Below are 22938 nucleotides of genomic sequence, written 5' to 3' on the forward strand. Positions count from 1 at the left end.
TGTGATAAAATCAGTACAACGATTTTTTTGTTAAGGTAGGTGAAAGGATGGAGATCATCGAGAAGGCTCCGGCCAAAATCAACCTGGGCTTAGACGTCCTTTACAAACGCCCAGACGGCTATCACGAGCTGGCCATGGTGATGGCGAGCGTGGATTTAGTCGATCGTTTAACGCTGACAAGTTTGGCAGAAGACCGTATTCAAATCGAGACAAACCGTGCCTTTCTCCCGGTAGATGGGCGCAATAATGTCTATCAAGCAGCAGCGCTTTTAAAGCGTCGTTATGGTATCACTCAAGGGATCAAGATTGACATTCAAAAACAAATCCCAGTGGCAGCAGGCCTTGGTGGCGGCAGTTCGGATACCGCCGCGGCACTACGAGGATTGAACAAACTGTGGCAGTTGAATCTTTCCTTGGAGGAACTGGTGGCCATTGGTGTGGAAATCGGCACGGATGTTCCTTATTGTTTGTACGGGCACACGGCTTATATCACTGGCAAAGGGGAAATCGTGGAACCAATCACGCCCATGCCGGCTTGTTGGGTTGTCTTGGTGAAGCCCAAAATCAGTGTTTCCACCCGTACGGTTTTTCCAGAAGTGGACGTGGACAAGATTCATCACCCGGATATTCCCGGCTTGAAAATGGCAATTGAGACGCAAGATTATCCGACAATGTTGGCTACAATGGGCAATAGTTTGGAAGACATCACCATTTCTCGGCATCCGATTATTCAGCAGATTAAAGATCGGATGTTGAAATACGGAGCGGATACCGCTTTGATGAGTGGCAGTGGCCCCACGGTCTTTGCTTTATGTCATAAGCAGTCTCGGGCCCAGCGAGTTTACAATGCACTAAAAGGTTTTTGCGAGGAAGTTTATTTGGTACGGACGTTGAAGTAGGATTGCCAAATTACTTTCCTTTCATATGAATACTCGCAACATCCTTACGATTTACCAGGAAATAAAAGTCCTAAATCGGAACATTTACGGTTTCGGTTGACGGGCTTTTTTTTATTTGGTACAGTAAGCCCTGGGTTAAAACGGAATATTTACGATTTGCCAAATAAAGGAAATGAGGAAAAGAGATGAAACGAGTTTTTTTAGGTGCGAGCTTAGTGCTAGGGAGCTTACTGTTAGCGGCCTGTGGAGCCAAGTCGCCGGAGACACAGAAAACCGACCAGGATAAAATCCAAGCCGTAGCGACTTTTTATCCGATGTACGAATTTACCAAAGAAGTGCTGGGGGATGAAGGGGAAGTGGAACTCTTGATTCCTGCGGGGACAGAGCCCCATGACTATGAACCTAGCGCACAAGACTTAGCAAAAATCAGTGATGCGGACGTCTTTGTCTACAACAGCGAAACTTTTGAGACTTGGGTGGAGAATATCGAGGACAGCCTATCGGACAAAAATCTGGTAATTGAAGCCGCCGACGAGATTGAGCTGTTGGACTTTGCGACGACGGACTCAGAGGATGACGCCGAAGAAGCAGAAGATGACCACGATCATGAACATGAAGGAAAAGATCCTCATGTGTGGACGGATCCAGTGATGGCCCAAAAGGAAGTGGCGGAAATCGCCAAGGAACTAAGTGAGCGCTACCCAGACAAACAAGCTACCTTTGAGAAAAATGCCGCGGCTTACACGGAAAAACTAGCGGCCTTGGATCAGTCTTACCAAAAGGCCTTTGCCAATGCGAAAAATAAGACTTTTCTTGTGCAACACGCGGCTTTTGGGTACTTGGCTCATCAATACGGTTTGACGCAAAAATCGATTGCCGGCGTCTCTCCTGATCAAGAGCCAACTCCTACACGCTTGGCGGAATTAAAACAATTCGCCGAAGAACAGCAGGTGGACGTGATTTACTTTGAAGAAAATGCCAATTCTAAGGTCGCAGAAACCTTGGCCACGGAAACCGGCATCAAATTAATGGTCTTGAACCCTTTGGAGAGCTTGACCAATGAACAAATCAAAGCAGGAAAAACGTATCTCACCGTGATGGAGGAAAACCTCACCGCTTTAAAGGCGAGCATTAAGTAGTCAAATGGGTGGGAACTTCTGCTTGCATGCTATAATAAAAAGAACGACATTATTTTAAAAAGGAGGCGCAACGTGCGCTATCTAGACGTTTCCGACTTGAGCTTTTATTACGACGAAGAGCCAGTCTTAGAAAAAATATCTTATCATGTGGATGCCGGAGAATTCGTGATCTTAACTGGCGAAAATGGTGCCGCTAAGTCTACCTTGATCAAAGCATCTTTGGGGCTGTTGCAACCGGCGGCAGGGCAAGTGACCATGGCTAAGACCAATACAGAAGGAGCCAAACTGAGCGTTGGTTATATCCCCCAGCAAGTCGCTTCTTTTAATGCCGGCTTTCCTAGCACAGTTTTGGAATTAGTCCAGTCCGGGCGCTTTCCTCGAGGGCGTTGGTTTAAGGGCCTTTCCTCCAAGGACAAAGAACACGTGCGCCGGGCGCTAGAAGCTGTAGGCATGTGGGAAATGCGCCACAAACGCATTGGAGCCCTTTCTGGTGGCCAAAAACAGCGCATCAGCTTAGCTCGGGTATTTGCCACGGATCCGGATCTGTTTATCCTAGATGAGCCGACCACGGGGATGGACGAGGAGAGCCGCAACAAGTTTTACAAGTTGCTACGGCATAATGCCCACGAACACGGCAAGGCGATTTTGATGATCACCCATGACCATCAAGACATTAAAGAATATGCGGATCGACAAATCCGTTTGGTGCGAAAGGAGGACTCTCCATGGCGTTGTTTTCATATGAATTCATGATTAAGGCCTTGTGGGCGGCTGTCTTTATTGCCGGTATTGCGCCCATGTTAGGGGTCTTTCTGGTAATCCGGCGCCAGTCACTGATGGCCGATACACTTTCCCACGTTTCTTTAGCGGGAGTGGCTTTAGGATTTTTCCTTAATCTCAATCCTAGCCTGACAACTTTAATCGTGGTAGTCATCGCCGCAGTCTTAATGGAGTATTTGCGGAGCTTGTATCGAACCTACTCGGAAATTTCCATTGCGATTTTAATGGCCGGGGGCTTAGCTTTGGCTCTGGTTTTGATGAATCTATCCCCGGGAAATTCCGCGACAAGTATTCAGTCCTATCTTTTTGGCTCCATTGTGACGATTACCACCGGACAAGTGATTACTTTAGGCGTTTTATTTGTCCTAACAGCGATTTTGTTCGCCTTATTCAAGCGACCAATGTATGTTTTGACCTTTGATGAAGACGTGGCCCATGTGGACGGCCTACCGGTACATCTCATGTCCATGCTGTTCAATGTTTTAACCGGGGTGGCGATTGCCGTAATGATTCCCATTGCGGGAGCGTTGCTGATTTCGGCTATTATGGTTTTACCGGCGGCCATCAGTATGCGGATTGGCAAGAGTTTTAACATTGTCATCCTTATTAGCATTGTGGTCGGTTTAGTGGGTATGCTAGGAGGCTTAGTAGGTTCCTTTTATTGGAATTCTCCGCCAGCAGCTACGATTACTTTGGTCTTTATCGGTCTCTTCTTATTGGTTAATCTGGCGAAACGAATCGTCATCAGTTTTCAACGGAAACACCGCCTAAAAGAGAACTAGTTAAAACGAATGCAAAAAGCCAACTGCCAAAATCTTTTTTGATTTTGGTGGTTGGCTTTTTTTGTGTAGCTCTTTTTAAGAGAGTTTAAAGAGGTTTCGTTTAGAAAAGACAGAGTTTAAGTCTTTGAAATTTAAAATGAGAACTGTTTAAAGAAAATTGAACGGCAAGACAAGAAAATCGTTACAATGTTATATAATATTTTGAAATGAAACGATCATTAATCATGAATCGCGAAAAAATAGGGTGTTTATGATAAAGATAATCCTTGGTTATAAATGGAGAAGGAAGGAGGTTGTAAGAGTAGAACTATTTAAAAAGCTATAATTACGGGTTTAATCTTGTATAGCAAGCTGGTTAAATCATATTTATCAGAAGTCTTGTTTTTCGGTTTTCTTCCCGTGATAAAATGAAAATAGTAATGATTCAAGTCTGGGTATTTTCCTCTTTTGTTATTTCTTTTCGAAGAGAGTATTCGGACTTGTTTTGTTAATTACTCGATATTGGACTTAAAGCTATCGCACTTGATGGGAATGGGTTAGCGGTGCGAGCAGAAGTAAAAGGAGGCGAAACGAGTTTTGATGGAAGCAACTTTTTGTTAATCAAGAAAATTGGGATCGTGAAGTTCCTTGCTGTCTCACCCACAATCTGGCTACACAGGGAAGCAGATTGTCGGCATTTGATTCAACTCATCGGCAATGAGAGAGCAAAGAAAGTCCAAGCTGGTGTTTGGTTACCCAGTGAATACCCCGGTTTTGTCGGACTTGATAAACAAGAATCACTTTGAAACAGCAAGTGGTGGAAAGTTGTCAAAAATCCAATACAGGAGGAGTACGATGAAAAGGATAGATTTTAAGAAGTTGTTGGCAAATAAAAGAAGAAAAAAACAGCTAGCAAAAATGGCTATTTTGGGATTGGTCGCCACTGGGGTAAGTGGTATCGGCCTAACCTCTGTACAAATACTGGACGCTCTTGCAGAGGAAGTGGAAGTAGGAGCTAAGTCTACGGTCACAGGCGTGATTACGTATACGGACAAACATGGAGCCGTGCAGACCATTAATGTACTGAACGGTGCCACGGTTGGTATCTCGTCTTCAGCAAGTAGCTTAACAATAAAAGCAAATGGTAAAGTGTATGAGATTGAAAATCCTACCTCCCTTGATTTAAATAACGTGTTTATCAGCGATGGTGCAGAAATCAGAATGAATCGATTGCGATCATTTACTGCAAACAATGTGACTGCAATGGGCTCGTTTGAAATCGATAGTTGTAGCGATCTAACGAAGGTTGAACTCCGGAATTCGACCTTTAATGGCAAGCTAACGATTGAAGATAGCGATAATTTGAATTTGGCACAAGCCTACAACTGTACTTTTAATAATGACATAAAGTATTACGACAACGCCTCCCGCAAGCAAGGCGGGAGTGAAATGATTTATCACAACTGTAAATTTACGATTCCAAACGATGATGGCGAAATTCACCTCAATCATGGTTCCAGTAGTGAACGAACTACCGCATATTTTGCGCCAACTGGCGATGCTATCGGCGTAGTAGCGCCTTATTCGAAAACTGCTACTGGGATGATGACGGTTACTGTTAATGGCAACGAAGTGGACTATTCAATTCCAGCCGGGGCCGAAGTGAAATTATACGCCAATAGTAATGGCAAAATTGACGTGGAAGTAAACGGGAAGAAAACTTACTCATTTAGCGCGGGTACCGTAACCGATTTGTCTTTTTATAATGTAGCCATCGATCGAGTTGACTTAGAGAACACTTCACTAAAAACGTTAAGTATGGAAAGCTGCTACATTACGGACAGTACTTGTCGGTTCGAGAACATGAGTAGTTTGGAAAGTGTGGATATTTCCAATACTTTCTTTAAGTACAATCTTTATATTCAAGACCTACCTAGGTTAACCAATGTGAAGTTGAATCAAAATACAATTACGAATGATACAAGAATTCGGCGATTAAGTTCGCTAACAAATGTAGAACTACTTAATACAGCCTTTTTAGATGACATTGAAATTTTGAATGTTAATCGAGCTGCTACGGTAGAGATTAAGAATTCTTATTTACAAGATTACTTGAAAGCTACGGTAGGGTTAATTACTGGAGAAGGCGATCCAGACGAAACCGATGCTGACGCGGATTCTGATGCTGACGCCGATTCTGATGCAGATGCAGATTCCGACGCAGATTCTGATTCCGATTCCGATGCAGACGCAGACGCCGATTCTGATGCAGATTCTGATGCGGATTCCGACGCCGATTCTGACGCCGATTCTGACGCTGATGCTGATGCTGATGCTGACGCCGACGCTGATGCCGACGCGGATTCTGATGCAGATTCTGATTCTGATGCCGACGCGGATGCAGATTCCGATGCTGACGCAGATTCCGATGCCGACGCGGATTCCGACGCGGATTCGGATGCGGATTCCGATGCTGACGCAGATTCTGATTCTGATTCCGACGCGGATTCTGATTCCGACGCGGATTCTGATGCAGATTCTGATGCCGACGCGGATTCTGATGCAGATTCTGATGCTGATTCTGATTCCGACGCGGATGCAGATTCCGACGCCGATGCGGATGCCGATTCTGATGCAGATGCAGATGCAGATTCCGACGCCGATGCGGATGCGGATTCTGACGCTGATGCGGATGCCGATTCTGATGCGGATTCTGATGCAGATTCTGATTCTGATTCTGATGCTGACGCAGATTCTGATTCTGATTCCGACGCCGATGCTGATGCGGATGCCGACGCAGATTCTGACGCTGATTCTGATTCCGACGCTGATGCGGATGCCGACGCGGATGCCGACGCAGATTCTGATGCTGACGCCGATGCTGATGCGGATTCTGACGCAGATTCTGACGCCGATTCTGATTCTGATTCCGACGCGGATGCTGATGCTGACGCTGACGCCGATGCCGATGCGGATTCCGATTCTGACGCCGATTCTGATGCTGATTCTGATGCGGATTCCGACGCAGATTCCGACGCAGATTCTGATTCCGATTCCGATTCCGATTCCGATTCCGATGCGGATTCTGACGCGGATTCTGATTCTGACGCCGATGCGGATGCGGATGCCGACGCCGATTCCGACGCAGATGCAGATGCTGACGCCGATGCTGATGCTGATGCTGATGCCGACGCCGATGCGGATGCCGATTCTGACGCGGATGCCGACGCCGATGCAGACGCTGATTCCGATTCTGACGCAGATTCTGATACCGATACCGATTCCGATTCTGATGCGGATTCCGATTCTGATGCGGATTCCGATTCCGATTCCGATGCGGATTCTGACGCGGATTCTGATACCGATACCGATGCGGATTCCGATTCTGACGCCGATGCTGATGCCGATGCTGATGCGGATTCTGATTCCGATTCTGACGCAGATGCGGATGCCGATGCCGATGCAGATGCAGATGCAGATGCAGATTCCGACGCCGATTCCGACGCCGATTCCGACGCCGATTCCGACGCCGATTCCGACGCTGACGCTGACGCGGATGCCGATGCCGATGCAGATTCTGACGCGGATGCGGATTCCGACGCCGATGCCGACGCCGATGCAGACGCTGACGCTGACGCGGATGCAGATGCCGACGCCGACGCCGACGCCGACGCCGATGCTGACGCTGACGCGGATGCAGATGCCGATGCTGATGCGGATTCTGATTCAGATGCGGATGCCGATGCTGACGCCGATGCAGATGCAGATGCCGACGCCGACGCCGACGCCGACGCCGATGCCGACGCAGATGCAGATGCCGATTCTGACGCAGATGCGGATGCCGATGCGGATGCCGACGCCGATGCAGATGCCGATTCTGACGCAGATGCGGATGCCGATGCGGATGCGGATTCCGATGCAGATTCTGACGCAGATGCCGACGCCGACGCCGACGCCGATGCCGACGCGGATGCGGATGCCGATGCCGATGCAGATTCTGACGCAGATGCGGATTCTGACGCAGATGCGGATTCTGACGCAGATGCGGATTCTGACGCAGATGCGGATTCCGATGCGGATTCCGATTCTGACGCCGATGCTGATGCGGATTCCGATGCAGATTCTGACGCGGATGCGGATGCCGACGCAGATGCCGACGCCGACGCCGACGCAGATGCCGACGCAGATGCTGATGCTGATGCAGATGCTGATTCTGATGCTGATGCAGATGCGGATGCAGATTCTGACGCCGATGCTGATGCAGATTCTGATGCCGACGCCGATGCAGATTCTGACGCGGATGCGGATGCCGACGCCGATGCCGACGCGGATGCCGACGCCGATGCGGATGCTGATGCGGATGGAGATGGAGACTCTGATGGAGACTCTGATGGAGACGCCGACGGAGATGGAGATTCTGATAGCGATTCTGATGGAGGGACTAAACGTCCAAGCCTACCTGGAACTAGCAGTAACGGTAGTTCATCATCGGGTGGATCTACTACGAAGAAATTCCCTAGTACCGGCTCAGAAATGGATCCGACCATTGCAGCAGCTGGTCTTAGTGCGATGCTGACTAGCCTGGGATTATTTAAAAAACGCAATAGAAATAAAAAAGCTAAGTAGTTCTTAGTGTCACCAAAGTAATAAGAGGATGAGGATTAAAACAGGACTCATCCTCCTATTACGGAGGTGTACTATTTCCAAATTTTTATGATCAATTTCCCTACTACCAAGGAAAAACTACACCAAAGTAACTAAATTCATTCATGAAAAATAAAACGAAATACCTGAAGCTTTTACAGAAGCCGGTTTAATTTAAATTACTTATCTATACATGGAGTCCTTTTATTGACTTTGGATAAGTTCATTTAAGGTCAATAAAAGGATTTTTACGTATCAGTGTGTAATAAATGCGCGATTTGTGAAAAAAATCGAATTAGTTCCTTTAAAAAAAGTAATTTTAAAGGAAATTTGAATAACTAATTTATAGAGGAGTGATTATATGGAGCAAAAAAAGCATGAAATTCTGAAAGCGGTACAAAGCTATTTATTGGAACAAGCGAGGGCACCACAGGAGGAGACAGTTTTATATATCACAACTTGTGGAAAAAATAGAAGGGGCCATGTCTGGCGGACTAGTGGAAGAGATTTTGAGCGGGCTTGGGTCAAAGTCGAACGCTATTTTAGCAAAATGCCCGAATTAATTCGTTGGACGAAAATAGAAATCCAAACACAGACTGAATGGGTTCCCGCGGAGGAAGGTATTCGACGGTTTGCTCAAACTAGTCGAAATAACTACTTTAGCAAAGGTGTGGCATTCAAAAAGGATGGTAGTTGTAGTTTTCTTCCTGATGAAATTAGTGGAAATGCTCTTTTGACCCCCGTCAAGTCACATAAGATTGGGGTGAATTCTGCCCAGCTTCAATTGAACTTGGCAAATATTAAAGGATATATCAAACGGCGATTTGACCGTGTGATACCGGATGTGTGGGCTTACTTTGATGATGAATGGGTGCTTTTTGATACAACAGGTGTCTTTGTTGAAGATGGACGGATTCTACCCTTAACGGAGACGGGTTATGGTCGCGGAATGCGTCAAATAACAAAGGAAAATCAAGAAATGTTTCTTAGCGAAGCGATTGAAAAGGGAACTGATTTTCTTTTTGAGCAATTATGGGAAGATGGAAAATTTACTTATGGTTATTACCCGGCTTATGACAAACAGCTGACTGGATACAATAGCGTCCGCCATTTTTCTAGCTTATATGCATTGTTAGAAACAATAGAGTATGCGGAAAAGCAGCAGACTGCCCATTCCACAGAGGAGCTCTTAAAAAAGGTGGAAAAAGGGTTGGATTGGGGACTAAAGAATCTTTGTCTAGCTGTTGATGGCCATCTGTATGTCGGAGAAAAAGTCAAAGAAGGCTATGATCTGAAATTAGGCGCCCAGGCAGTAGTCGTTCTGGCTTTAGCCAAGTATGAAACATTAACAGGCTACGACTTTTATCACGAAGCCATGCTCAATTTGTTAGAGGGAATGCATAGCTTTATTGATGAAGAGGGGCGGACTCGCCACGTTTTACGAGAAGACTTAAGCACTAAGGAAAAGTTTCGGATCATTTATTACAATGGGGAAGCTTTATTTGCCATCATGCGTACGTATCCGTTAACCGGAGATGAGCGCTGGTTGAAGTTGGGTGAACGCTTAATGGATCGTTATGTAGCGGATAATTATGAGCGCTATCATGACCATTGGCTCAGTTACTCGGTCAATGAATTGACTCAATATTTGCCTAAGCGAGAATACTACGAATTCGGTGTGAAAAATGCGTTGGAGAATTTGCGCTTTATGGAAGGGCGCGACACTGCGTATCCAACATTTTTGGAATTACTTTCAGCTGCCAACAAAATGTTTTGTCGGATAGAGGAATCCGCCTATGCTGGGGAACTTTTTAGTGAGGAGGAGTATCGTAGATTGAGGGAAGTAACGGAGAAACGTGCGCTTCATGAACTGCGAACCGGGGTCATGTGGCCAGAATATGCCATTTATTTTGCACGACCAGAAACAATTGCCCATGGTTTCTATGCTCGGCACGATCGCACAAGAATGCGAATTGATGATGCGGAGCACTTTTTATCAGGGTTAATTAACTACACTTGGTTGTTACAGGATGCAAAATTCCAAATGAAAGAGGCGATGGATCAAATGAACGAACAGACCCAAGAAGTTGAAAAAGTCATTTCCGAGACAATTACTCCTGAAAAAGCGGAGCCAAACGAGAACCAGTTTCTACTTAAAAAGCTATCGGAAGAAGAAAGAGTGGGGCTTCATTTTGCAGATTTTGCCAATTTTACTGGCCAGTTTTTAAATGAAGAGCTAGTGAAAGACTTACACATTCAAGACTTCGAATACTATCCAGGACACGTACCAGTAGGCCGACATCCTGAGCTAGCATTTCTTGATTTGTCTGATAAAAAAATAAAAGAAATTACTACCAGAAAATCACCTTTCCCTAATCGAGCAAGCTTTATCAAATTCCGTGGGCGACATCTAGGACTCGTGATTACCGATAGTATCTACGAGCAGTTAATCGACGAGGTACCACAATTTATCGTACCAGATGTTTGGGAGTTTATGCATGAGGTATCGGCCTTCCTGCGTAATCGTTTTGCAGGCCCAGTGGTTGCCATTACAGGATCGGTCGGCAAAAGCTCGGTCCGGTTGATGCTAGAACATCTGCTGCAAGCTGATTTCACAGTGCTCAGCAATCGAGGCAATCACAATACACGTCTCGCAATTCCTTTATATCTGAACAAGTTGGTCCAAAGTCCAGATGCGGCAGTTCTTGAAGTATCAATCAATGCATTAAACAGTCGTGATCGAGGACCACAAGCGAATTTGATTCAGCCGAATATTGCAATCGTCACTTCTGCTGATTATGCTCATATGCGTGGAACGAAAGATTTGTCTATAATCGCCAAAGTCAAAGGGCGTATTTTTGAAGGCCTCTTACCCGGTGGCACCGCCATTTTAAATCAGGATATGGAAGAAGAATCATTCGGTATTGTGAAAAAGATAGCCGAAGAAAGACAGGTAACCTTACTGACTTATAGCCTAAAAGGAGCGGAAACAGCTGATCTGCGTTTAATTCAGTTGAAGTCACTTAAAGAATTAACGGAAGTGACGGTGGAGTATCAAAATCGGCGCTATACTTACCAGATGACCATGGGCAGTGAAGGAATGGCAGAAAATTCTCTGGCTATCTTTTTAACTTTGGTGAGCTTGGGCTTAGAACCGGAAGCCTATCTTTCTAGATTGCTAGCTTTCCAAAGTTTGCCAAAAGTAATGGCTTCTCACACAGGCTACTTGGATGGCAAAGAGGTGGCAATTATTGACGATACACATAATGCGGCGATTCCTTCTATGATTAATGGCATTCGGGCTTTTTCCGAAAAAACGCTCTATTACAGTGGTAAAAAGCTCTTGGTTTTGGGACAAGTGGCAGATTTGGGGGAACATACTGAGATCCTGCACAAACGCTTGATTCCAATTATTGATGCTTCAGGAGCTGATTTGTTACTGGCTTATGGCGAGGGAATGAAAACAGTAGTGGCTGGGACAACGATTCCAGCAGAGCACTTCGAAAATATGGATTGCTATGTGGAAAGAATCTTGGAAGAAGTGACCGATCAAAGTTTGATTTTATTGAAAGGCTCTGTATCAGATAGTGACTACCATCAAATCAGTGGTCGCTTGTTGAAACTATTGGCCAGTGAACCAGCTGAAAGAAGGGAAATACAGTATGTCTGAACTTCTTAACAAGTTTGCTGAAGTTATCTCGAAGGTAAATTTGCGTCAGGTAATGTTAATCATTTTCTTGTTGGTTACGTCTTTGGGTTTTCTAATTCAGCAGCTGACAAAAAAGAAGCGTTAGCAAGAGCCGGAAGACTTGTCTCAATTTGAACAGGATGAAGCCGGGCTTTATCCGTGGGAAACAGATATCGATGATTCACCAAAGCGGATAAAAAAAGATGCGAAACGCTATGTTAATCAGCATCAACCAAAACGAGGTAAGTGGCGTTAAGAATTTCAAGCCTGATTTATTTCCACCACCATTTTTTGGTGGTGGTTTTTCATGTTTTTGGTCGATGTAATTGGTAAGTCGTAATAGTAAAACAAGAGATTGCATCTTCAAGGGGAAGAAACCGAGGCTTCCGGATTTCTATTCAAGGGCCACTTAAGAGTAATAATCGGTATTTCGGATTTTTATGGTGAAAATGCCTATTCGTAAAAGAAATCATAACAAATGACGAACTATTTTTACGAAATTCTGTAAAAAGATAGCTTTTTTCGTTGCAAACCAGTATAATAAGGCGAGAAAATAACAGGGGGTACACAATTTTGAAAATACGTCGCAGTGAGCGCCTAATCGACATGACCCACTACTTGTTGGAACATCCCCATCAACTGATTCCTTTGACTTTCTTCGCGAAACGTTACGAATCAGCTAAGTCCTCTATTTCCGAAGATTTAGCGATTGTGAAGAAGACCTTCAAAATGCGAGGAACAGGAATTTTGGAGACTATTCCAGGAGCAGCCGGCGGGGTCTTGTTTGTACCGGAAATCAGCATGGCAGACGCACGGAAATACATTGAAGACTTATGCGAAGAGATGAGTCAGCAGGATCGTTTGTTGCCTGGTGGCTATGTCTATCTATCGGATTTATTGGGACAGCCTGAGCTATTACGCCAGGTGGGACGCATTATTGCTTCCAAGTACTTGGGAGAAAAAATCGATGCAGTGATGACGGTTGCTACCAAGGGTGTGCCGATTGCCCAAGCAGTTTCGTATTATTTAAACGTGCCCTTCGTAATCGTTCGACGGGATTCTAAAATTACGGAAGGTTCCACGGTCAGCGTGAATTACGTTTCTGGTTCTTCTGAGCGCATCGAAAAAATGGAGCTTTCAAAACGTAGCTTAGCGCGAGGATCTCGGGTGCTCGTAGTGGATGATTTCATGAAAGGCGGCGGTACCGTTAATGGTATGAAGAGCCTGATTGAAGAGTTTGAGTGTGAACTCGTGGGCGTTACTGTTTTTGCAGAAGCAAAATTTAAAGGAACGCGAGCAATCAATGAGTACAGCTCTCTTTTATTCGTGGAAAATGTCGATACTCGTACGAAGACGATCAATGTCGTACCAGGAAATTACTTCGAAGAATAATCTGTCTAAACCCACCGGTGGCTGTTTGTCGCCGGTGGGTTTTTTTGTCGTTTCCTGGGAAGCAGAAGATTTTTTGAGCCCGAGAAAAAAGTGGATTTAGGAAAATGTAATATTAAATGGTTTTTCGAAATAGAGGAGATAGAAGAAATTTAAATAACATTTTAAAATGAAAATTTGGCGATTGATGGAAGGAAAGGTCGCGGGACGAACAAAAATATACGGGTTTTTCTTAAAGATATAAAACATAAACATTGTTTTAATTTCGTGTTCTTTAATACATAGTTTTTTAAATTAAAATTTGTCGGATTTTGTAAAAAAACTTAGATTGACTGAATAAAAAACAAGAATTACTATAATGAGGTAGCCCTTTAGTTCTTTAAAAAAGGCGGCTTAAGATAGTAAAAAGCAGTCGCAAAAAAATAAAGGAAAATGGTGGGGTGGCTGAATGGATTCGTTGTTCTTTATGAACTTGTCAAAATGCGGCGCTTTCTGATTAGGCTATTTTTTTTAACGTTTTTTGCTTGGAATGTCATATTTGAAAAAAGCTAAGGCGCAATAATCGGGAATAACAAGGATCAGGTATTCGTAAAGGTCATTTTAGTGCATTTAAACAGGGGATGATTTTGATTCCCTGCTAAACGTTTTAAAAAAAACGGCGTAACTTTCTATAGAAGACCTAATTGAGCAAGCAAATTCAATTTGTATTAAAAAAAATCGTGGGGATTTTTTGATATGGCTAGTTACTCGTAAGGAGTGGCAAGGGCAGTGGCGGATTTGGGAGTAATGCTTGTCCTTGTCAGGTTTTCGGCAGTAGAACAAAGGGGGAAGCGGGATGAGCCAAATTTTAATTTTAACAAAAAATTGTTTAGCGGATATTCAGTTGCAACAGGATTTACAAAAATTGAGTTTTGAGGTGTTTAATTCCTGTAGCATCTTAGATTTATTACAGGCAGACTTTGACGTGAGCCAGTTACTGCACTTTTTTAAAATCGTGATTTTAAGTGAGAGTCTATCGGAGCCAGATGTCTCGTTGGTGATGCCTCATTTGAAAGCCTATGATATTTTTATCGTGCGACGAGATCACGAGGAACCGGATGAAAAGCAACAGGCCTTGTGGACGGAGTTGGGGGTGGATGCATGGCTAGTGCCCACGGACTCACCTACGAAGATGCGGGAGAAATTACTAGGACCTCTATACCAGCGAATGTCGGAATCTGGGGAGGTCGATTTACGCTCCAGTGGCTTACAAAATCGCTACTTATTGAATTCATTCGCTAAGTGTGCGCCAGGTCAAGGGGAAGGGACATTGCCTGGAGATTTTTTACGGAATCTACAGGAGAATTTCAGTGACCAAGAGCAAAAAATCTTTTATCGCTTAATGGAGCGGGAAAACAATCCTTTAACTAGAGAGGAAATTTGTAGCATGCTTTGGCCTGAAGCGGAAGTGGAGCAAAAATTGGCCCAGATTTCGATTATTATTCGCAATATGAAGGCTAAGTTTTTGGAATTTGGTTTTGAGGGCAAGACGCTGCGCACCCGCAGAGGAGTCGGCTATGTGCTGTGCCAAGGTTTTTATCATTTGTTAAAAAACGCAGCCGTCGAGGAAGAGCGTCAGTCGCAAGCGAACACGTTGGCCTTAAAAAAACAGTTTAAAAAATAGCAGGATTAAAAAAATCGAGTAAGGGTCGAGATTTGTCAAAGTGTGAGCGGGAATTGTCTAGGGGACAATTCCCTTTTTTGCATTGGTCTATCTCCCAATAGTTGAAAACTATTGCCTAGTGAGCTAAACTTAGACGTAGATTTTTATAAAAGTGAATTGGTAGGTATGGGTGGTGCGCGGCCATTTAATACCAGATACTTGGAGGAATAACCATGACAGAACGTTACGCAATTATCCTGGCGGCAGGTAAAGGAACACGCATGAAATCAAAACTCTACAAGGTGCTCCATCCGGTATGTGGCAAGCCCATGGTAGAACATATTATGAATCGGGTGACGGAAACTGCTCCTAATGAAATCATCACCATCGTCGGTCACGGGGCCGAGTTGGTCAAAAAACAACTAGGGGATCGCAGTGAGTATGCCCTACAAGCGGAACAACTAGGTACCGGTCACGCCGTTTTGCAGGCAGAGCCTTTTTTGAAAGGTAAGAAAGGCACGACTTTGGTCATTAGTGGGGACACGCCTTTATTGACTAGCGAGACTTTGAACAACCTTTTTGAATACCATCAAGGGAAAAACGCTAGCGCTACAATTTTGACCGCTAAAGCGGAGGATCCCACGGGGTATGGCCGGATTGTGCGGGACCATGTAGGCATCGTCGAAAAAATCGTGGAACAAAAGGATGCGACCTTGGAAGAAGCTCGGATTCAAGAAATCAATACTGGAACCTATTGCTTTGACAACGAGTTGTTATTTGATGCGTTGAGCCAATTGGATACGGACAATGCGCAAGGGGAATACTACTTAACCGACATCATCGAAATCCTTAAAAAAGCCGGCAAAAATGTCGCTGCTTATTTGACAGAAGACTTCGATGAATCACTGGGGGTTAACGATCGCGTGGCTTTGTCTAAGGCCAACGAATTAATGCGGGCACGAATCAACCACCAACACATGCTTAATGGGGTCAGCTTTATTGATCCGAAAGCAACGTATATCGATGACGGGGTAGTCATCGGTGCGGAAACCGTCATTGAACCTGGGGTATACTTGAAAGGGAAAACGGTAATCGGGGAAAACTGCTTGATTACGGCTAATTCTCAGATCACCGACAGTATCATTGAAGACGATGTAACGGTGAAAACCTCCGTGGTGGAAGAAAGCATCTTGCGCAAAGGCTCGGATGTGGGCCCTTACGCTCACTTACGACCAAAAGCAGAAATCGGTGAAAAAGCCCATGTGGGGAACTTTGTGGAAGTCAAAAAGGCAGTGATTGGGGAAGGCACCAAAGTCGGCCATTTGACCTATGTGGGAGACGCCATCCTGGGCAAAGACATCAATGTAGGCTGCGGCGTGGTTTTCGTGAATTATGATGGGAAGAACAAACATCAAACAACCGTGGGAGATCACAGCTTTGTGGGTTCGAGTGTGAATTTGATCGGCCCGGTTAATGTAGCCCCTAACAGCATGATCGCGGCAGGGTCTACGATTACTAAGGACATTCCAGAAGGTGCCATGGGGATTGCCCGGGCGCGTCAGGAGAATAAGGCAGACTTTGCCAAAAAATTCCCATACTTTAATTAGTTGTAAAGGAAACTGTAAAAAAACTTGATTTATTTACAGAAAATGACTACTATTTACTAGGAAGTAAACACTGGTATCTAGTAGTCTTTTTTTGTTTTCGACAGCTCGATGACAACAATCAAGAAAGCGGAGGTTCTCATGTCTAACCATTATTTTGATCCAAGATTGAAGATTTTTGCCTTGAATTCCAATCGTCCCTTAGCCGAAAAAATTGCAGAAGCAGTTGGGGTTGAATTGGGAAAATGTTCCGTTAATCAATTCTCTGACGGGGAAATCCAAGTAAACATCGAAGAAAGTATTCGTGGTGCCCATGTCTATGTGATTCAATCCACTTCAAGTCCAGTCAATGACAACTTGATGGAATTGTTGATTATGATTGACGCTTTGAAACGGGCGAGTGCAAAGACGATCAATGTGGTCATGCCTTATTACGGCTATGCCCGCCAAGACCGGAAAGCTCGGTCCCGGGAACCAATCACTGCCAAACTAGTTGCCAATATGATTGAAAAAGCTGGCGCAGATCGTGTGCTTTGCTTAGATTTACACGCATCCCAAATCCAAGGGTTCTTCGATATTCCAGTGGATCACTTGATGGGTGCGCCATTGATTGCCAACTATTTCTTAGATAAAGGCATCCAAGGCGACGATGTTGTTGTCGTATCCCCTGACCACGGTGGTGTAACACGGGCGCGGAAATTGGCGGAATTCTTAAAAGCGCCGATTGCGATTATTGACAAACGTCGTCCAAAAGCCAATGTGGCAGAAGTGATGAACATCATCGGTCACGTAAAAGACAAGACTTGTGTCCTAATCGACGACATGATCGATACGGCTGGCACGATTACGCTAGCGGCAAATGCTTTGAAAGAAGCTGGTGCGAAGAGCGTCTATGCTTCTTGTACCCACCCTGTTTTATCCGGTCCAGCATTGCAACGGATTGAAGACTCTGCTATCGAACGTTTGGTAGTCACCGACTCCATCTACTTGCCAGAAGACCGTCGCATCGACAAAATCGATGAAATCTCCGTGGGCGCCTTAATGGGTGAAGCTATTAAACGGATCCACGAAAACAAACCAGTTAGCCCATTGTTTGAAACAAACGTGGCAAAATAAATTTTTACAGAGTACACCGACTTGGCGTTTTGCAGGTCGGTGTTTTTTTGTTTGTTCGGTTTCCATTGCCCCCTTTTTGCAACCGTGCTATACTATGGGTGTAATCTATGTGATATCAAAATGATATCAAAGGAGGAGAAAGAGATGAATGAAAATAAAGTAGCGTTGAAAACACCGACGGAAGAAATTTTGTTGCAAGCCAAAAGTGGGATGCCTGTGTTGCTGCTAAACTTGTTGGGGATTGTATTGTCCATTGTGTTGTTTGTGTTGGGAATTTTTCGCTTGGATAATCCGGACACGGTAGTAGCAGGGGGCTGGATGATGGCCATCGGAATTTTTTATTGGTGTTTGCCTGTTTGGTTGCTATTTGCCGGCTTGAAGGTCATTCATCCCAATGAAGCTTTGGTAATGACCTTATTTGGGAAGTATGTCGGGACTTTGAAAGGTGCCGGTTTTTATTTCGCGAATCCTTTTATGGTGGCGGCACCGGTGCCAAAAAGTAGTGGCGACCTATTAGGAAACCAGGAGAGCGATATGGAGCTTACGGCTGGGGCGAAAAAGGCTCAAGCGACAGTAGCGAAAAAACGTTTGTCGTTGAAAACGATGGCCTTGAGCAATAACAAACAAAAGGTCAATGACAAATTAGGTAATCCGATTATCATCAGTATCGTAGTGATTTGGCGCATTGAGGATACGGCGAAAGCTATGTTTGATGTGGATAATTTCAGTGAGTACTTGTCCATTCAATCAGACTCAGCTTTGCGTAATATCGTTCGCTTATACCCTTATGATGCCACGGATGATGAAGATGCCAATGAAAAAAGTTTGCGGGGTTCTAGCTTAGAGGTCAGTCAAAAACTGGCGGAAGAAATCCAAAGCAAAGTAGATGTGGCAGGGATTGAGATTTTGGAAGCGAAGATTACCCACTTGGCTTATGCACCGGAGATTGCGGCAGCGATGTTGCAACGGCAACAAGCCTCTGCCATCGTGGACGCCCGCCAGTTAATCGTAGAAGGCGCCGTGGGGATGGTGGAAATGGCCATTGAAAAGTTAAACGAACAAAGTGTGGTCGAGCTAGACGAAGAGCGCAAGGCAGCCATGGTCAGCAATCTGATGGTGGTCTTGTGTGGCAACCGTGATGCCCAACCGATTGTCAATAGTGGCTCCCTGTATTAAGATGTGAATGAGAATGAATCAGAAAGGAGCGGAGTGTCTTGGATAGTGAGAGTAAAAAATCAAAGCCAAAGAAACAAGCGCCGCTCCGCTTATCCGCAGAGTTATACGAACAACTCGCCGCTTGGGCGGAAGACGAATTCCGCAGTGTCAATGGCCAGATTGAATACCTATTGACCGAAGCGGTGAAAAAACGCAAAAAATCGCAGTCCTAGTCAGGACTACTAGGGGCACTTGGGGGAGTAAAGATGGTGGAATTTTTATTTGGCTTAGTAGTGATGGGGGCCATGGCCTTTTTCGACCGGTTGCCCCAATTAGTGGCAAAGGTAGTGTTGGTACTGGTAATTTTGTTCAGTGGTGGGATTGCCGGGGTGATGGGCTATGGTTGTCTTAGGGCACTGATTGAAGGGAATTGGCTGTTTGCAGGGATTCTGTTCCTGGTCTTTGGCTTGTTTTTTGGCGTCATGCTAAAATGCCTGCTGAAACTAGTTCAGATCAACCACGTACTTGCTCCAAGACTGGCGATAGGCTTTAAGCTAGTCCAATGTGGGTTTATCGGCTGCTTCTTTCTAGGATTGTTTGGCTTACTTGTAGTGGATACTTTCGCTCCCATTGCACCGGAAACGATGCCTATTTGGCGGCGTGTGGGTCTGCTTTTACTGGCCGCTGGGGGCGCAGCTGGATACGGGTGGCAAACCATGAAACAGCTTAAAGCTTTACTGGCAGCTGCCCTTTGAATAAAGAGAAAAGTAGTCACAAATGGGGTTGCAAGATCCCGCTTGTGGCTACTTTTTTGTGCTTTGTACCTAGAAGGTAACGAAAGCGGGCGAGGAAACCCTAGTAACCACGGGATTCCCATTTAAATCATTGGATGGCAAGATACCATCGGGGGGTATAAAACATTCTGAAACTGTTCCGCAGGTAATTTTCTCGGAGCAGTTCCATTGACTTTCTTTAGAGAATGGTTTTTAATATACCCATGCAGGTATAAGAAATGGAGTGACGAAATGTTTGGCTTATTTAATCGCATTCCCAGTATTTCAACAAGTGAACTGGCTGGGAAATTAGGTAAAAACCTGATTTTATTAGATGTACGAACTCCCGGTGAATACCGAGGGGGGCATATTGCATCGGCAAAGAACGTGCCTTTAAACAAAATTGCCGATTATCGGCAAAAAGAAGCGCAACCCGTCTATGTGATTTGCCAATCAGGTATGCGCAGCAAGCAGGCAGCGCGAATTTTAAAACAAAAAGGTTATCAAGTAATCAATGTCACCGGCGGCATGAATCGCTGGACTGGACCAACTAGGGGAGGAAAATGAAGATGACGAAAATTGTAATTGTCGGTGGAGTAGCCGGGGGCATGTCGGCGGCCACACGTTTACGCCGGTTAATGGAGGACGCGGAGATCGTAGTTTTGGAAAAGGGGCCCTATGTTTCTTTTGCCAACTGTGGTTTGCCTTACTATGTATCAGGGGAAATCAGTGAACGAGAAGATTTAATCGTTCAAAGCCCTCAAGCATTGCAAGCGCGCTTTTCTTTGGATGTTCGGCCGGAACATGAAGTGGTGGGAATTCAACCTTCAGCGAAGACGGTTACGGTGAAGAACGGAGACCGAAGCTTTACAGAATGCTACGATTATTTGATTCTCTCTCCAGGGGCGAAACCTTTTATTCCACCGATTGACGGTTTAAAGGATGCGACAAATGTCTTTTCCTTGCGCAATGTACCGGATGTGGATCGCATCATGGACTATGTAACAACGAAGAAGCCACAAACAGCTACGGTCATTGGCGCTGGCTTTATCGGCTTGGAAATGGCGGAGAACCTCCGGAAACGTGGACTAGACGTAACCATCGTGGAAAAAGCACCTCATGTCTTGCCACCATTGGATGAAGAAATGGCGGCTTATGTCACCGCCGAGCTGGAAAAAAATCAAGTACGGGTAATCACTTCTCAATCCGCTACGGCTTTTGCCAATCAAGGACAAGAAATTGTGCTAGAAGATGGCAGTACGTTGGAATCTGATTTGACGATTCTTTCCGTGGGGGTTCAGCCGGAAAACACGCTAGCGAAAGAAGCTGGCATTGAATTAGGCCTTCGTGGCGGCATTCTCGTGGATGAAAATTATCAAACCAATCAAGAAGGGATCTATGCCGTGGGAGATGCCATTGTGGTGAAACAACAAATAACCGGCGCAGATGCGTTGATTTCGCTGGCTTCTCCAGCCAATCGCCAAGGGCGCCAAGTGGCGGATGTCATCGCTGGCTTGCCACGGAAAAACAAAGGCAGCATCGGCACGGCTATCGTGCGGGTCTTTGATTTGACTGCGGCTTCCACGGGCTTGAGTGAACGAGCTGCAAAAGCGGCAGGTTACGAGGTTCAGGTGGTTCATGTATCCGGCAAGAGCCATGCCGGCTACTATCCGGGAGCAAAAGATTTGGTATTGAAACTAGTCTTTGACAAGGAAACCGGGAAGATTTTCGGTGCCCAAGGGATTGGGGCAGAAGGCGTGGACAAACGCTTGGATATCTTGGCTACCGCAATCAAAGGGGAATTGACGATTTTTGACTTACCAGAGTTGGAATTCACCTATGCACCACCATTTGGCTCTGCAAAAGATCCAGTGAACATGTTGGGCTATGCGGCCATGAACTTGGCAGAAGGCCTCAGCGACAGCGTACAATGGTATGAATTAAACGACGAATTGGCTGCTGGGAAAATCTTACTAGATGTCCGTAATCCTGGCGAATTGGCGAAAAACGGTCAATTCCCAAATGCCGTGAACATTCCTTTAGATGATCTACGTTGTCGTCTAGTGGAATTGGATCCGCAAAAGGAATACATCATCACTTGTCACAGTGGCTTGCGGAGCTATCTGGGAGAACGGATTTTGAAACAAGCGGGCTTTAATGTTCGCAATCTGGACGGGGCATTTGCTTTGTACAGCACAGTTAAAAAGGAGGAAATTAAACATGTATAACACGATTTCAAATGACGAATTTTACCAAAAGGAAAAGAAAGAAAAACTAGCGATTCTCGACGTGCGGGAAGTGGACGAATTTGCCAATGGGCATATCCCAGAAGCGACGAACTTGCCTTTGAGTGAATTAGGTGCCCGCTTTGAAGAATTGGACAAAGGCCAAAACTACTATGTGATCTGTCATTCTGGCGCCCGCTCTGCCAATGCTAGCAATTTCTTGAGCCAACAAGGCTATCAAGTGACCAATGTGCTAGGCGGCATGTCTGCTTGGAAAGGGGATATCGCCTAATGGCTACCACCTGCGATAAGAGCATCCTCAATCGTTTGAAACGAGCGGAAGGTCAGTTGCGGGGCATTCAAAAGATGATTGAAGAAGGAACGGAATGCGGGGATGTCATCACCCAACTGAGTGCCGTGCGTTCCAGTGTGGACCGGGTCATGGGATTGATTGTGGCAGAAAACTTGAAAAATTGTCTGGAAAATCCTGCGGCTGATACAGAAGTACAACATCAAAAAATTGAACAAGCGGTGAATATGATCGTTAAAAAATAGCAAGCAAAAAGATGAGTAACGCATTACGAGTGCGTTGCTCATCTTTTGTGTATCTGTTGAATGATTAAGGGGAAATCATCCCTTGTGAACGACGGTTTTTGCCATGAAATCAATGGCGGTACTCCGTCCTTCGTGAGGAAAATTCCACAAGCCTTGTTCCAAAGTCACCTTTAAGATGCAAGTGTTAGGATCTTCGTCGTTGTTGGCGTCTTGGTACCATTCGGCAAAAATTTCCCGGAGCTTAGCCGCAAGTTCGAGATTTTTCTCGGCTTTCACCCAGCCTAAGTTTTCTCCACGGCCGGTGGCGGTGAAGCTGTCCACTACATAGCAAAGGGCTACATGGGGATTGGCGGTAATCTGTTGAATTTTTTTCGTGGTGGCATAGGTTACGGTGTAAAAAGCCCCGTCTTCATAATAGGCATCCACAAAGCGGGCGTCCGGTTGTGGTTGCCCATCTGTACTTGGTTCCAAGGCAATCGTTGAAATCCCGATTAAGTTGTCTTTGTTCCCAAATTTCTCCTGTAAGTGCCCCATAGCGGTTTTGAATTCTTCCATCTTTTATCCCCCG

The 22938-nt window shown here is 45.2% G+C and carries 19 protein-coding genes; 18 read left to right on the forward strand and 1 reads right to left on the reverse strand.

The genetic code is table 11. The annotated features are described in order from the left end of the window. Window positions 1–47 precede the first annotated feature (47 nt). The 18 genes from ispE (at window position 48) to I579_RS04305 (ending at window position 22370) form a co-directional block, all read left to right on the forward strand. Window positions 48–899: a 4-(cytidine 5'-diphospho)-2-C-methyl-D-erythritol kinase gene (ispE, locus tag I579_RS04225; protein ID WP_010754850.1), complete on the forward strand. Its 852-nt coding sequence runs from the start codon at window positions 48–50 to the stop codon at window positions 897–899. A gap of 185 nt (window positions 900–1084) precedes the next feature. After that, complete coding sequence (locus I579_RS04230) at window positions 1085–2038, forward strand: metal ABC transporter substrate-binding protein (RefSeq protein ID WP_010754849.1); 954 nt, start codon at window positions 1085–1087, stop codon at window positions 2036–2038. Between the two features lie 72 nt (window positions 2039–2110). After that, complete coding sequence (locus I579_RS04235; RefSeq protein WP_010754848.1) at window positions 2111–2791, forward strand: metal ABC transporter ATP-binding protein; 681 nt, start codon at window positions 2111–2113, stop codon at window positions 2789–2791. Next, window positions 2764–3600, forward strand: a complete 837-nt coding sequence (locus I579_RS04240) for a metal ABC transporter permease (protein WP_010754847.1) — start codon at window positions 2764–2766, stop codon at window positions 3598–3600. Before I579_RS04235 ends, I579_RS04240 begins: the two co-directional genes overlap by 28 nt. An 897-nt stretch (window positions 3601–4497) precedes the next feature. Beyond that, entirely contained in the window at window positions 4498–8205 is a 3708-nt protein-coding gene (locus tag I579_RS12480) for an LPXTG cell wall anchor domain-containing protein (protein ID WP_211213875.1), read from the forward strand. An 802-nt stretch (window positions 8206–9007) separates the two neighbouring features. After that, window positions 9008–11893 carry a Mur ligase family protein gene (locus I579_RS12485; RefSeq protein ID WP_162138695.1) on the forward strand — a complete coding sequence of 962 codons (2886 nt, stop codon included), beginning with the start codon at window positions 9008–9010 and terminating at the stop codon, window positions 11891–11893. Between the two features lie 139 nt (window positions 11894–12032). Next, window positions 12033–12167: a hypothetical protein gene (locus I579_RS13120; protein WP_371168751.1), complete on the forward strand. Its 135-nt coding sequence runs from the start codon at window positions 12033–12035 to the stop codon at window positions 12165–12167. A 317-nt stretch (window positions 12168–12484) separates the two neighbouring features. Next, complete coding sequence (gene purR / locus I579_RS04260) at window positions 12485–13303, forward strand: pur operon repressor (protein ID WP_010754843.1); 819 nt, start codon at window positions 12485–12487, stop codon at window positions 13301–13303. 832 nt (window positions 13304–14135) lie between these two features. Beyond that, complete coding sequence (locus I579_RS04265) at window positions 14136–14963, forward strand: helix-turn-helix domain-containing protein (protein ID WP_010754842.1); 828 nt, start codon at window positions 14136–14138, stop codon at window positions 14961–14963. 212 nt (window positions 14964–15175) lie between these two features. Further along, window positions 15176–16549: a bifunctional UDP-N-acetylglucosamine diphosphorylase/glucosamine-1-phosphate N-acetyltransferase GlmU gene (glmU, locus tag I579_RS04270; RefSeq protein ID WP_010754841.1), complete on the forward strand. Its 1374-nt coding sequence runs from the start codon at window positions 15176–15178 to the stop codon at window positions 16547–16549. A 138-nt stretch (window positions 16550–16687) separates the two neighbouring features. After that, complete coding sequence (locus tag I579_RS04275; RefSeq protein WP_010754840.1) at window positions 16688–17662, forward strand: ribose-phosphate diphosphokinase; 975 nt, start codon at window positions 16688–16690, stop codon at window positions 17660–17662. A gap of 144 nt (window positions 17663–17806) precedes the next feature. Continuing rightward, entirely contained in the window at window positions 17807–18838 is a 1032-nt protein-coding gene (locus I579_RS04280) for an SPFH domain-containing protein (RefSeq protein ID WP_010754839.1), read from the forward strand. 38 nt (window positions 18839–18876) lie between these two features. After that, window positions 18877–19050, forward strand: a complete 174-nt coding sequence (locus I579_RS12620; RefSeq protein WP_010754838.1) for a type II toxin-antitoxin system antitoxin — start codon at window positions 18877–18879, stop codon at window positions 19048–19050. Window positions 19051–19083: 33 nt separating this feature from the next. After that, window positions 19084–19572, forward strand: coding sequence for a hypothetical protein (locus I579_RS04285; RefSeq protein ID WP_010754837.1), 489 nt, complete (start codon window positions 19084–19086; stop codon window positions 19570–19572). A gap of 270 nt (window positions 19573–19842) precedes the next feature. Then, complete coding sequence (locus I579_RS04290) at window positions 19843–20157, forward strand: rhodanese-like domain-containing protein (RefSeq protein ID WP_010754836.1); 315 nt, start codon at window positions 19843–19845, stop codon at window positions 20155–20157. A gap of 2 nt (window positions 20158–20159) precedes the next feature. Beyond that, complete coding sequence (locus I579_RS04295; protein ID WP_010754835.1) at window positions 20160–21818, forward strand: FAD-dependent oxidoreductase; 1659 nt, start codon at window positions 20160–20162, stop codon at window positions 21816–21818. Next, a complete protein-coding gene (locus I579_RS04300) occupies window positions 21811–22107 on the forward strand; it encodes a rhodanese-like domain-containing protein (RefSeq protein WP_010754834.1) in 297 nt (98 codons plus the stop codon). Before I579_RS04295 ends, I579_RS04300 begins: the two co-directional genes overlap by 8 nt. After that, window positions 22107–22370 carry a metal-sensitive transcriptional regulator gene (locus I579_RS04305; RefSeq protein ID WP_010754833.1) on the forward strand — a complete coding sequence of 88 codons (264 nt, stop codon included), beginning with the start codon at window positions 22107–22109 and terminating at the stop codon, window positions 22368–22370. The genes I579_RS04300 and I579_RS04305 overlap by 1 nt, the downstream gene beginning before the upstream one ends. A gap of 75 nt (window positions 22371–22445) precedes the next feature. Here the strand turns inward: I579_RS04305 and I579_RS04310 are convergent, their stop codons facing one another. Continuing rightward, complete coding sequence (locus I579_RS04310) at window positions 22446–22925, reverse strand: pyridoxamine 5'-phosphate oxidase family protein (RefSeq protein WP_010754832.1); 480 nt, start codon at window positions 22923–22925, stop codon at window positions 22446–22448. Between the last annotated feature and the right edge of the window lie 13 nt (window positions 22926–22938).

Source organism: Enterococcus asini ATCC 700915, from assembly GCF_000407365.1.
GTDB lineage: Bacteria > Bacillota > Bacilli > Lactobacillales > Enterococcaceae > Enterococcus_C > Enterococcus_C asini.